Genomic DNA, 12,380 nt, shown 5'->3' with positions numbered 1-12,380 from the left:
GGCACCGGCCGGTTCCGGATTGTGACCGCGATCACTGATCGAGGCAAGCGGTGTGAAATGGGGCCGTCAGTAGACGTCGCGGACGTAGCGCTTTTCGGCGACGAGCTGCTTCTTGAAGGCCAGTGCGCCGTCCTCGTCGAGCTTGCCGTGGATGCGCGCGATCCGCAGGAGGGCCTCGTCGACGTCTTTGGCCATGCGGCTCGCGTCGCCGCAGACGTAGAAGTGGGCGCCGTCGCGCAGCCAGGACCACAGCTCGGCGCCGTGTTCGATCATGCGGTGCTGTACGTAGATCCGCTCCCGCTGGTCCCGGGAGAAGGCCAGGTCGAGGCGGGTCAGGAAGCCGGAACGGAACATGTCCTCCAGTTCGGCGCGGTAGTAGAAGTTCTGCGCCGCATGCTGATCGCCGAAGAACAGCCAGTTGCGCCCGGTGCAGCCGAGGGCCCTGCGCTCGTGCAGGAACCCACGGAAGGGCGCGATGCCGGTGCCAGGGCCCACCATGATCATCGGCGCGGCCGGGTCGGCCGGAGGACGGAAGTGCGGTGCGCGTTGCAGGAAGATCGGCACCGCCGCGCCGGTGTAATCGGCGGCCGCCCGATCGGCGAGGAAGGTCGAGCACACTCCGCCGCGCCGCGCCGCCGAACCGGTGGCGGCCGGATCGCCGTAGCGCACGATGCCGACGGTCAGCTCCACCTCGTCCGGGCTGACCAGCGGACTCGACGAGATCGAATACTGGCGCGGCTGCAGCTTCTTCAGCGTGCCGAGCCACTCCACCAGATCGGCTCGAATCGGGAAGTCGCGCAGCACGTCCACGGCCTGCCGGTCCCACAGGTAACTCGCCAGTTCGTTGCGGTTGTCGCGGCGCAGCAGTTTGGCGAGTTTGCCGCTGTGATTGTGCTCGGCGAGGAAGCCGAGCAGATCCTGACCGACCTTGGTGATGTCGTAGTGCGTGCGCAGCGCCTCCGCCAGTGAGAGTTCGCGCTCGTCGACCTCGACCACGCGGCGACCGTCCAGCCCGGTGGCGTCCAGCCATTCGGTGACCAGGGCGGCGCTGTTCACCGGCCAGACGCCCAAGGAGTCGCCCACCTCGTAGGTGGCGTCCAGGCCGCGCAGATCGAACCCGAAGCGGCGCACCTCTTTCGTCGATCCTCCGGTCGACAGCAGCTCGTTGCGCAGCAGCGGGGCACGCAGCGGCGCGGTGCGGGTGAACGGCGCGGAAGCGGTGCGGGTGCGCCCGGGCGCCGGTGCGGCACTTGGCATTTCCAGCGTCGCGACCCCGCCGCCCCGGGGCGTGGCGCGGCCGGTGCCGCCTGCTCCTCGCACCGGCGGATCGGCGGGTGCCCCGGGTTCCTCGGCGCCGAACGCGGCGAGCACGTCGTCGAGCCAGCGCTGCGCCGCGTCTTCGTAGTCGGGTTCGCTGTCGACGCGCGGAAGCAATCGGGTCGCGCCGAGTTCGGCGAATTTCTCGTCGAGTTTGCGACCGTAACCGCAGAAGTCGTCATAGGAGGAGTCGCCGAGGGCGAACACCGCGTAGCGCACACCGGTCAGCCGCACGACGGTGTCGGCCAGGCGATCCCAGAAATCGGCTCCGTTGTCCGGCGGCCCTCCGTCGCCGAACGTGCTGCTGACCACCAGCACGTCGCCCTGCAGCGTGCTGAGGTCACAGGAGTCCAGGTCCAGTAGTCGCGGCGTGAAGCCGTGCCCGGCGAGGTGTGCCGAGACGGTGGCCGCGAATTCCTCCGCGGTGCCGGTCTGCGAGGCCCACAGCACGGTGATCGCGCGGGCGGCCGCACCCTCGTCCACCGCGGGCGCCGGGCCCGCCGCACCGCGGGAATACATCCCCGCCAGCAACCCGTCGACCCACAGCCTGCTGTGCGCCGACATCGGCGCCGAGTCCGGAAGCACCGGCTGACCGGTCACCGGAAGCGCTTGCAGCGCGGCCAGGTATCCGCTGAGGTAGATCCGCTCGGTTTCGCTGAGCGTGGGGGCGTTGCCGCTGTCGAGACCGAGCACGGCCGCCAGCGGATGCGCCGAGTCCGCGGCGGGCAGTGTGGCGGGCGTCTCGGGCCGCGGCACGACGGCCACCTTGCGCAGCGCCACGGCGCACGCCTTGAATTCCGGTTGCAGCGAGGCCGGATCGACCGCGTCGTTGGTGACGGCGTTGATGGTCAGGTATTCGCCCTGCTCGTCGTTCCAGTGGAACGGCGCGAAGCAATCGCCCGGCCGCACACGGTCGCCGATCTGGACCGGAAGCACCGCTCGACCCCGGCGCGAGGCGATCTCGAGCTGGTCGCCCTCGCGCAGACCGAGGCGCTCGGCATCGGCCGGGTGCACCTCGACGAACGGAGCGCCGGTCAGCTTGGTCAGCTTGTCGATCCTGCCGGTCTTGGTCATCGTGTGCCACTGGTGCTGCAGGCGTCCGGTGTTGAGCAGGAACGGGTAGTCGTCGTCCGGCATCTCCGCGGGCAGCAGGTGCGGGCGCGGCCAGAACACCGCCCGGCGGCTCGGCGTGGCGAACGCCAGCCGGGGCCGGTGGCCGTGGGCGTCGACGAACAACGTCTGGCTGACACCGTCGTTGCGGTACCGGATCGGATTGCGCCTGCGCTCCGGCTCGGCGCACGGCCACTGCATCGGCCCGTCACGCAGCGCCTCGTAGCTGACGCCGCGCAGGTCGTAGCCGGTCGCGGGATTCGCGAAGCGCTTGATCTCCTCGAAGATCTCGGCACCGGAGGCGAAGCCGAAACCGGGGAACCCCATGGCGGTGGCGATGTCGGCGATGATCCGCCAGTCCGGCCGCGCGTCGCCGGTGGGCGGGACCGACTGCCGCATCAGGGTGAGGTTGCGCTCGGAATTCACCATCACGCCCTCGGCTTCCGCCCACAGCGTGGCGGGAAGCAGCAGGTCGGCGTAGGCGTTGGTCGCGGTCTCGGTGTAGGCGTCCTGCGCGATCACCAGTTCGGCGGCTTCCAGGCCCGCGATCACGGTCTTGCGGTTCGACACGGTGGCGACGGGATTGGTGCAGATGATCCAGGCGGCTTTGATCGTGCCTTCGGACAGGTTGCGGAACATCTCCACCGTCCCGGGCCCGGCTTCGGTGCGCAGCGTGCCGGGCTCGAGGTCCCACACGGTCTCCACGAACGCGCGGTCCTCGGCGGAGAGCACGCTGCGCTGGCCGGGCAGGCCGGGGCCCATGTACCCCATCTCCCGGCCGCCCATCGCGTTCGGCTGCCCGGTGAGCGAGAACGGCCCGCTGCCGGGACGGCAGATGGCGCCCGTGGCCAGGTGCAGGTTGCACAGCGCGTTGGTGTTCCAGGTGCCGTGCGTGGACTGGTTGAGTCCCATCGTCCACAGCGACATCCATTTGCCTGCTTCGCCGATCCACTGCGCGGCGGTGCGGATGTCGGCCTCGGCCAGCCCGGTGATATCCGCCACCCGCTGCGGCGGATAGTCGGCCAGGAACTCCGGCATCGCCTCCCAGCCCTCGGTGTGCTCGGCGATGAACTCCTCGTCGATGTGGCCGCCCTCGACCAGCAGGTGCAGCAGCCCGTTCAACAGGGCGAGATCCGTGCCGGGAGCGATCTGCAGGAAGAGATCGGCGCGCGCGGCGGTCTCGGTGCGGCGCGGGTCGACCACGATGAGCCGCGCGCCCGCCTTGAGCCGGTCGGCCATCCGCAGGAACAGAATCGGATGGCAGTCGGCCATGTTCGCGCCGATCACGAAAAACAGGTCGGCGTGTTCGAAGTCGTCGTAAGAGCCGGGCGGTCCGTCCGCGCCGAGCGACTGCTTGTACCCGGTCCCGGCGCTGGCCATGCACAGCCGCGAGTTCGCCTCGATGTGCACCGTGCGCAGGTAACCCTTGGCGAGCTTGGTGGCGAGGTACTGCGCCTCCAGCGACATCTGCCCGGAAACGTAGAGCGCGATCGCGTCGGGACCGTGCTCGTCCAGGATCGCCCGCAATCGGGTGGCCGCCTCGTGCACCGCCTCGTCCACGGGGAAGGGCACCGGGACCTGGCCGCGCTCCGAGCGCCGGTAGGCGGTCTCCATCCGTCCGGTGGCGCGCATCAGCTCCGCGTGCGTCGCGCCTTTGGTGCACAGTCTGCCCGCGTTGGACGGGTGCAACTTGTCGCCGCTGACCTTGGCGATCACCGGTTTCCCCGCGTCGTCCGCGGCGGTCGTCACGGTGATCCCGCAGCCCACGCCGCAGTACGAGCATGCCGTTCGGGCGGTGCCGTCGCTGTGGCCGGTCGCTGGGTCGGACATGCCTTCGATCATGCGGACCGCCGATTGCGCGGGATTTACCCCGCGTTATCGCCAGGTGACATTCCACCTCACCGTGCTCGAATCCGGCGGTGAGGTGTGACCGGGGTCTCCGGTTCAGCCGAGTTTGTAGGCCCGGTGCAGGGCGACGACGCCCCCGGTGAGGTTGCGCCACTTCACCGACGACCACCCGTTCGCCGCGATCCGCATCGCCAACCTGCGCTGATTGGGCCACTCCGTGATGGATTCGGCGAGGTAGACGTAGGCGTCGGGGTTGCTGCTCACCACGCGCGCCACCTTCGGCAGCGCTTTCATCAGATACTCCAGGTACACCGTGCGGAACACCGGGAGCACCGGCGCGGAGAATTCGCACACCACCAGCCTGCCGCCGGGCTTGGTGACCCGCAGCATCTCGCGCAGGGCGAGGTCGGTGTCGGCCACGTTGCGCAGCCCGAACGAGATGGTCACCGCGTCGAAGGAGTCGTCGGCGAACGGCAGCGCCATCGCGTCGGCGGCCACCATCGGCACGTCGCGGAACCGGCCCGCGCTGAGCATGCCCTTGGAGAAGTCGGCCGCGAGGCACCAGGCGCCGGACTTCCGCAGCTCCAGCGTCGAGACACCCGTGCCCGCGGCGAGATCGAGCAGCCGCTCACCCGGCCGCGGCGCCAGCGCCTTGCGGGTCGCCCAGCGCCAGTAGCGATCCTGCCCCGCGGAGATCACGGTGTTGGTCAGGTCGTATCGCCGGGCGACGCCGTCGAACATCGCCGCGACTTCGTGCGGCTGCTTGTCCAAGGAGGCCCGGTTCGATTGCGTTTTCGCCACGCGAAGACCCTAACTCGCGGTCTGTTACGAACCGAGCGTGGCGCGGGATACTTCCGTCACGCCGGAGCGCGGTTCAGGCCGTATGGGGCAAGGAGGTCCGGGCGCCCGACACCTCGGCGTAGTGGCCCATCAGCTGGGTACAGACGGCGGGCCAGGTCCGCGACAGCACCGACTTCCTGGCCGCCCCGGCGAACCGGGTCCGCAGCCGCGGATCGTGCAACGCCCCGACGGCACTGGGCAGCAACTCGCCGAAACGGTCCACCGGAAGCAGATAGCCGTTCCGGCAGTGGGCGATCAGGTCGCGCGGCCCACCCGCGTCGGGGCCGATCACCGGGACGCCCGACGCCAGCGCCTCCTGCACGCCCTGGCAGAACGTCTCGTGCTCGCCCGCGTGCACCATGACGTCGAGGCTGGCGTACGCCCGCGCCAGCTCGTCGCCGCCGAGTTCGCCGGTGAACACCGCGGTCGGCATCAGCCGGGCGAGCCGCCTGCGTTCCGGCCCGTCGCCGACGATCACCAGCTGGACATCCGGGTCGGTCCCGAGCACCGCGAGCCGCTCGACGTGCTTCTCCGGCGCGAGCCGCCCCACGAAGCCCACCAGCAGGCGGTCGCGGCCGGCGAGCCAGGCGGCGCGCAGCTCGGCGGAGCGGGCGTCGGGCGTGAACCGCGCGATGTCGACGCCGCGCCCCCACCGGTGCACGCGCGGGACGCCGTGCCGGGCCAAGTCCTCCGCCGCCGCCCGGGACGGCGCGAGCGTGCGGGTGGCTCCCTCGTGGATGCGCCGGGTCCAGGCCCAGGCGGCACGGCTCGTCAGCCCGAGCCCGTAACTCTTGGCGAAGCCCGCGACGTCGGTCTGATACACCGCGACAGTCGGGAGGTCCAGCCGCAGCGCCGCCCCCAGTCCGCCCGCGCCGAGCAGGAACGGGGAGGCCAGGTGGACCACGTCGGCGTCGAAGTCGTCGATGGCCGAGACGATGCCCGGCTGCGGCAGCCCGACCGGCAGCGAGCTGATCTTCGGCACCATGACCGCGGGGACTCGGTGCACCCGGAAACGGTGATACTCCCGCGGCGCGGCAGGCTGCCCGCGCGGCGTGTCGGGCGCGATGATCAGGGCGTCGTGCCCGTGCCGGTCCAAGTGCTCCAGCACCCGCAGCACGGAGTTGACGACGCCGTTCATATTCGGCAGAAACGACTCCGCGACGATCGCTACACGCACATTCCCAGCCTGACCGGTGCACCGCGCCGTCCCGCCACACCGAAGTGAAGGGCGCGGAAAGATCCGGCGAACTGTCGGGGCGCGCGGATCAACCCACCGGCGTCGGGCCACGCCTGTTCACGCGGGACAGCAACCACAGTGCGGGCAGCGCGAGCAGCCACACCACCACGATGACCGACAACGCGGGCGGAACGGCGACGCGCACGTCCCGGCCTTCCACGCGCACCAGGTCGGGATCGCTGCGGCTGTATTCCACGCGAATCCGCTCACCCGCGGTCAGGTTCGTCGGATACAGGACGCCGACCTTCGGATTGTGCGTCTCACCGTCCGGTGTGACGTACATGACCGCCGAGCGCAGCCGCCCCGCCGAGAGCACCTCGGCCGTGGTGCTGCCCTTGTCGGAGCTGATCAGATAGTCGTTGCGCCACGCGGCCAGCACCAGCAGCCCGACGAGCACGCTCACCGCCGTCGCGGCGATCAGCACCCCGATCCTGGCCCGCCGCAGGCGGATCGGCCGCCCGTTGGACTGGCTGGTTTCCGACACCGCCACAGGCTACCGACCGGCTCGGCTACGGTGGCGGCCATGTCCCGAAAATTCAGCTTCACCGTGCCGTACGCAGTCCCGGTCGAAGATCTCCACCGGGCACTCACCACCGATGACGTCTGGCGGGCCCGCTTCGCCGACGCACCCACCGCCACGCTGGAGGTGTCGCATCCCGGCGGCGCGGGCACCATTCGCATCCATATGACCGAAAAGGCCGCCGAAGACAAGGTACCCGCGCTGGTCCGCAAAGTACTCAAGAGCGAACTCACGTTCTCCCGCACCGACGACTGGCAGCCGCTGGTCGGCGAGGTCGCGAAAGGCACCTTCGAGGCCACCACCGGCGGCATCAACACCGTGATGTCCGGTTCCTACGAAATCCGCTCCACCGCGGAAGGATCCGAGATCGAGGTCGCGGGCACCGTGCAGGTGAAGGTGCCCGTGGTCGGCGGCGCGATCGAGCCGCTCGCCGAGCAGTTGCACCATCGGGTGCTCAACAGCGAGCGCAAATTCATCGAGGAGTGGCTCTCGGCGAAGCCGACCGCCTGAGCACGGGTGTTGCCCCGGCAGGAGCTGGGGCAACATCGCCGCGTCCTAGGCGAAGTCCTGCGGCGAGTACTCCTTCCGCTCCACCAGGACCAGCCAGTTCCCGGAGTTGTCCCGGACCACCGCCTCGGTCCCGTAGGGCCGCTCGGCGGGCGGCTGGACGAACTCCACCCCCTTGGCGGTCAGCTCTTCGAAGGTCTTCTGGCAGTTCTCGGTTCGCAGGCCGAGCGAGCCGTGCGTGCCGTTGGCCAGCGCGCGCCGGACGGCCTCGGCGTAGTGCTCGTCCAGCGGCGGGCCCGGGATCATCAGCGTGATCTCCAGCTCCGGGTGCGCGGGGTGGGCGATGGTCACCCAGCGGAAACCGTTGTCGCCCATGGTGACGTCGGCGGTCTCCACGAATCCCAGCTTGTCGATGTACCACTCCTTGGCCGCGTCCTGGTCCGTGACGTACACCGTGACCAGGGAAACGTTCGTAATCGTCGTCATGCGGGCCAGGCTATGGCCCGCGCCGTGCCACCGGCTTCTCCGAAATTGCGCCGTTTGCTCAGCCGGGCGGCTTGCGGTCGGACAGCCCGTGCATGAAGACGAAACAGCCGGGGATGCGCGGCGCGCCGTCGGCGAACTTCGCCTGGTACTCCGACGGCGTCACACCGACCAGCTGCCGGAACTTGCTGCTGAACGAGCCGAGGCTGCTGTAGCCGACCAGCATGCACACCTCGGTGACGGTGAGATTGGTCGCGCGCAGCAGATCCTGGGCGCGTTCGATGCGCCGCTCGGCCAGGTACGCGGCGGGGGTCAGGCCGTAGACCGCGGCGAACGCGCGCAGGAAGTGGTATTTCGACACCCCCGCGGCCGCCGCCAGCCCATCCAGATTCAGCGGGTCGGCGTAGTGACGGTCCGCCACGTCCTTCGCTCGGCGCAGATGTGGCAGCAGATACAGCGCGGGCAGTCCGCGCGCTCGCTGTTCGCCCATCGCGCCACCCGTTCCTAGGCGAACGGCGGACGCTCGTCGAAACGCAGCGACGCCCGCCCCGCCATCCGCCAAGCCCGCGCGGTCAGGTCGACGTCCTCGTCGGTCACCAGGTTGCCCATCACCCGGACCGCGGTGCGCTGTAAATACCGCGAGCGCATCACGGGCGGACCGCCCAGCGGCACCATGCGCGGGTGCGTGGCCAGGCCCGCGATCCGCCGGGCCACCGAGAACGTGCGTCCGTAGCGGGCGCGCAGCACCTGCGGCCAGATCGCGGTGAGGTCGGGCTCGTCCAGCAGCTCCGACAGTAGGTGACCGCCCTCCAAGCCGTAATCGATGCCTTCGCCGTTGAGCGGGTTCACACAACCCGCGGCGTCACCGATCAGCACCCAGTTGCGCCCGGCGACGTTCGAGACCGCCCCGCCCATCGGCAGCAGGGCCGAGGCCACCGCGCGCAGCGAGCCCTCGAACTCCCATTCCTCCCTGCGCTGCGCGGTGTAGTGCGCCAGCAAAGGCTTCAACGCGATGTGCGAGGGCCGGCGTTCCGTGGCCAGTGACCCGACCCCGATGTTCACCTCGCCATTGCCCAGCGGGAACACCCAGCCGTAGCCGGGAACCAGCTCGCCGGAGGCGTCGCGCAACTCCAGATGCGAGGTGATCCACTGATCGTCGCTGCGTCCCGACTTGATGTAGGCCCGCGCCGCGGTGCCGTACGCGTACTGCCGATGCCAGACGCGCCCGAGCAGCCGCCCGATCGGTGAACGCACCCCGTCGGCGACCACCAGCGTCCGGCAGCCGATCGTGCGCGTGCCGTCGGCTGTTCGCACCGTCACGCCCGTGACCCGGTCACCCTCGCGGGTGACGTCGACCACTTTCGTCCCGTCCACCATGCGCGCGCCGGACTTCACCGCCGTCTCGCGCAGTTTGTCGTCGAGTTCGGTTCGAGGAACCGCGCTTCCGTAGGTCGGGAAGGATCCGCCCGGCCAGCTCAGCAGCGCCTCGCGGCCGAAGCCGGTCATCCGGAGGCCGTGGTTGACCACGTGCGCGCGTACCCACTCGCCGAGGCCGAGCTGCTCCAGTTCCGCGGTCGCGCGCGGGGTCAGCCCGTCGCCGCAGGTCTTGTCCCTGGGAAAGACGGCGGAATCGATGAGCACCACGTCCCGTCCCGCCCGTGCCGCCCAGGCCGCCGACGCCGACCCGGCCGGGCCCGCGCCGACGACCAGCACCTCGGCTCGGCTGGGCAACGCGTCCTCGTCGCGCGCGGGACTCGCTTCCGGTGCACCCATGCGGTCCATACTCGCAGGGCCGTCTCATCCATGTCGACGGCGGCCGCGTGCGCGTCGTGGATGATCACCGGCGACGCGGCGCGTGAATGGCCGATACACCACAGAGTGACGGTGTTCATGGGCCATCCGCCGGGGACACGCTAGGTTCTCTACCGTGGGGTCGGACGCATCGCTGGGAGAAGAAATGAGCACATCGGCCATGAGCGAGCGCAGCGAGCGAATCATGGACACGGCGCACGGCGGGCACAGCGGAGCCGCGGGCGACGTGAGCACGGTCGTGGCCGGGGTCGACCTCGGTGACGCCGGGCTCGCCGACACGGTGCGCGACGGCCTGGCCGAGGTGGAGAAACTCCTGGTCGAGGAGCTGTCCGACGGTGCGGAATTCCTCCAGGAAGCCGCGCTGCACCTGGCCAAGGCCGGCGGCAAGCGCTTCCGTCCGCTCTTCACCATCCTCACCGGACAGCTCGGCCCGCGCCCCACCGATCCCGCCCTGATCACGGCGGGCACCGTCGTCGAACTCGTGCACCTGGCCACGCTGTACCACGACGACGTGATGGACGAGGCCACCATGCGCCGCGGCGCCCCGAGCGTCAACTCGCGGTGGGGCAACAACATCGCGATCCTCGCGGGCGACTATCTGTTCGCGCACGCGTCCCGGCTCACCTCCACCCTCGGCCCCGACGCGGTGCGCATCATCGCCGAGACCTTCGCCGAACTCGTCACCGGTCAGATGCGCGAGACCATGGGCGCCCGCGAATCCCAGGACCCGGTCGAGCACTACCTGCGCGTGGTGTGGGAGAAGACCGGTTCGCTCATCGCCGCGGCCGGGCGTTTCGGCGGCACCTTCTCGGGCGCGGACGCGGAGCACGTCGAACGGCTGGCCCGCCTCGGCGACGCGGTCGGCACCGCCTTCCAGATCTCCGACGACATCATCGATATCTCCTCCGCGTCCGAGCAATCGGGCAAGACCCCCGGCACCGACCTGCGGGAGGGTGTGCACACCCTGCCGGTGCTGTACGCGCTGCGCGAGCAGGGCGCCGACGGCGACCGCCTGCGCAAGCTGCTGGCCCGTCCGCTGGAAACCGACGACGAGGTCGACGAGGCACTCGCCTTGCTCGCCGATTCCCGGGGCATGGCGCTGGCCAAGGAGAAACTCCAGGGCTATGCCGACCTCGCCTACGCCGAGCTGTCCGCCCTGCCCGACGGCCCGGCCAACGACGCGCTCGAGCGGCTGGTCCGCTACACCATCGAACGCGTGGGGTGAGGGTGCGTTGTCGGCGCGGCGCGGGCTGCCCCGGAACTTTGCTCGCCGCTTCTATCGTTGAGCTGCTGTAAGGCAACTCGGTGAACGGGGGAGCGGCAAGGGAGACGTATGCACGGGCACGGGTTTGCGAACGGGCTGAAAACCTTCGCGCTGATGGTGGGCCTCTCCGCCATGATCGTGTTCATCGGTGCGCTGTTCCGCAACCCGACGATCCTCGTCGTCGCGATCGTGCTCGCGGTGGGCATGAACGCCTACGCGTACTTCAACAGCGACAAGATCGCGCTCAAGGCCATGCACGCGCAGCCGGTCAGCGAGCTGGAAGCCCCGGTCATGTACCGGATCGTGCGTGAGCTGGCCACCATCGCGCGGCAGCCGATGCCCCGGCTGTACATCAGCCCGACGAACGCGCCCAACGCCTTCGCCACCGGACGCAATCCCCGCCGCGCCGCGGTCTGTTGCACCAGCGGCATCCTGCAGATTCTCGACGAACGGGAACTGCGGGCCGTGCTGGGGCACGAACTCTCCCACGTCTACAACCGCGACATCCTCATTTCCTCGATCGCGGGCGCGCTCGCAGCCGTCATCTCGGGCGTGGCGAACCTGGCGGTGTACCTGTCGATGTTCGGCGGCAACCGCAACGGCGAGGGCCCGAACGTGCTCGCCGTGCTGCTGGTGTCGCTGCTCGGTCCGATCGCCGCGTCGCTGATCAAGCTGGCCGTCTCGCGCTCGCGCGAATTCCAGGCCGACCAGTCCGGCGCCGAACTGACCGGCGACCCGCTGGCGCTGGCGTCGGCGCTGCGGAAGATCGAACGCGGCGTGCACGCCGCCCCGCTCCCGCCCGAGCCCCGGCTGGCGGCGCAGTCGCATCTGATGATCGCCAACCCGTTCCGTCCGGGCGAGAAGGTCGCGCGCTGGTTCTCCACCCATCCGCCGATGAACGAACGCATCGCCCGGCTGGAGGAGATGGCAGGCGGCCCGCACCGGTACTGAGTCCCGGCAGGGTCAGTCGTCCGAGGCCAGCTGGTCTTCGTACGCGCGAAACGTATCGACGAACAACTTCCGCTGCTGCGCGGTGAGCGGCTCGAGGACCGTACGCCAGGCTCGGGCACTGCGCCCCAGCCATTTGCGCACGGACTTCTCGTGCGCCGGTGCGATGGCGACGATCGTGCGTCTGCGGTCGTCCGGATCCGCGCCGCGGTCGAGCACCCCCTGCTTGCTGAGTTCGCCGACCATCAAGCTCACCGTCGTGGGCGCCACCTCGAGGCGGGCGGCCAGATCCGTCACCGTGGTCGGTCCGTCGAACACCAGGTTGGCCAGCAGCGACAGGTGCCGAGGCGCCAGCGAGAACGATTCCAGCTCCTTGGGCACCCCCAGTTTCTTGGCCCGTCCGACGACACGCGGCATGAGCAGCAGCAGCATGCGGATGCCGTCGTCCACGCCGAGCCCGTTGCGCTCCTCGGTTGACATGCCGACCGCCTCTC

At 69.9% G+C, this 12,380-nt stretch carries 11 protein-coding genes; 3 read left to right on the top strand and 8 right to left on the bottom strand.

Features of this window, described 5'->3' with window-relative positions:
* Positions 1–66: 66 nt before the first annotated feature.
* The 4 genes from ON29_RS26020 to ON29_RS26005 all read right to left on the bottom strand — a co-directional run bounded on the left by ON29_RS26020 (position 67) and on the right by ON29_RS26005 (position 6,836).
* Positions 67–4,257: a bifunctional nitrate reductase/sulfite reductase flavoprotein subunit alpha gene (locus ON29_RS26020; RefSeq protein ID WP_051175605.1), complete on the bottom strand. Its 4,191-nt coding sequence runs from the start codon at positions 4,255–4,257 to the stop codon at positions 67–69.
* 114 nt (positions 4,258–4,371) lie between these two features.
* Positions 4,372–5,076: a demethylmenaquinone methyltransferase gene (locus ON29_RS26015; protein WP_040870334.1), complete on the bottom strand. Its 705-nt coding sequence runs from the start codon at positions 5,074–5,076 to the stop codon at positions 4,372–4,374.
* Between the two features lie 73 nt (positions 5,077–5,149).
* Positions 5,150–6,292 carry a glycosyltransferase family 4 protein gene (locus ON29_RS26010; protein ID WP_040870333.1) on the bottom strand — a complete coding sequence of 381 codons (1,143 nt, stop codon included), beginning with the start codon at positions 6,290–6,292 and terminating at the stop codon, positions 5,150–5,152.
* Between the two features lie 88 nt (positions 6,293–6,380).
* Positions 6,381–6,836: a DUF3592 domain-containing protein gene (locus tag ON29_RS26005; RefSeq protein ID WP_083864084.1), complete on the bottom strand. Its 456-nt coding sequence runs from the start codon at positions 6,834–6,836 to the stop codon at positions 6,381–6,383.
* Positions 6,837–6,875: 39 nt separating this feature from the next.
* Between ON29_RS26005 and ON29_RS26000 the strand changes: the two genes are divergently transcribed.
* Positions 6,876–7,382, top strand: coding sequence for a DUF2505 domain-containing protein (locus tag ON29_RS26000; protein WP_040870332.1), 507 nt, complete (start codon positions 6,876–6,878; stop codon positions 7,380–7,382).
* Between the two features lie 45 nt (positions 7,383–7,427).
* Here the strand turns inward: ON29_RS26000 and ON29_RS25995 are convergent, their stop codons facing one another.
* The 3 genes from ON29_RS25995 to ON29_RS25985 are packed head-to-tail and all read right to left on the bottom strand — an operon-like array spanning position 7,428 to position 9,635.
* On the bottom strand, positions 7,428–7,865 hold the full coding sequence (locus ON29_RS25995) for a VOC family protein (RefSeq protein WP_040870330.1): 438 nt from the start codon (positions 7,863–7,865) through the stop codon (positions 7,428–7,430).
* A gap of 58 nt (positions 7,866–7,923) precedes the next feature.
* Positions 7,924–8,352, bottom strand: coding sequence for a helix-turn-helix transcriptional regulator (locus ON29_RS25990; protein ID WP_040870329.1), 429 nt, complete (start codon positions 8,350–8,352; stop codon positions 7,924–7,926).
* Between the two features lie 14 nt (positions 8,353–8,366).
* Positions 8,367–9,635 (bottom strand): geranylgeranyl reductase family protein, encoded by a 1,269-nt coding sequence (locus ON29_RS25985; protein WP_040870449.1) that lies wholly within the window; start codon positions 9,633–9,635, stop codon positions 8,367–8,369.
* 223 nt (positions 9,636–9,858) lie between these two features.
* On the opposite strand from ON29_RS25985, the gene ON29_RS25980 reads away from it, so the two are divergent.
* Complete coding sequence (locus tag ON29_RS25980; RefSeq protein WP_051175604.1) at positions 9,859–10,899, top strand: polyprenyl synthetase family protein; 1,041 nt, start codon at positions 9,859–9,861, stop codon at positions 10,897–10,899.
* Positions 10,900–11,007: 108 nt separating this feature from the next.
* On the top strand, positions 11,008–11,889 hold the full coding sequence (gene htpX, locus ON29_RS25975) for a zinc metalloprotease HtpX (RefSeq protein WP_040870327.1): 882 nt from the start codon (positions 11,008–11,010) through the stop codon (positions 11,887–11,889).
* A 12-nt stretch (positions 11,890–11,901) separates the two neighbouring features.
* Here the strand turns inward: htpX and ON29_RS25970 are convergent, their stop codons facing one another.
* Positions 11,902–12,366 (bottom strand): MarR family winged helix-turn-helix transcriptional regulator, encoded by a 465-nt coding sequence (locus ON29_RS25970; protein ID WP_040870326.1) that lies wholly within the window; start codon positions 12,364–12,366, stop codon positions 11,902–11,904.
* Positions 12,367–12,380 lie beyond the last annotated feature (14 nt).

Source organism: Nocardia exalbida NBRC 100660 (assembly GCF_000308575.1).
Lineage (GTDB): Bacteria > Actinomycetota > Actinomycetes > Mycobacteriales > Mycobacteriaceae > Nocardia > Nocardia exalbida.
The sequence above is the reverse complement of the archived record's forward strand: the minus strand, read 5'-3'. Positions and strand labels throughout refer to the sequence as shown.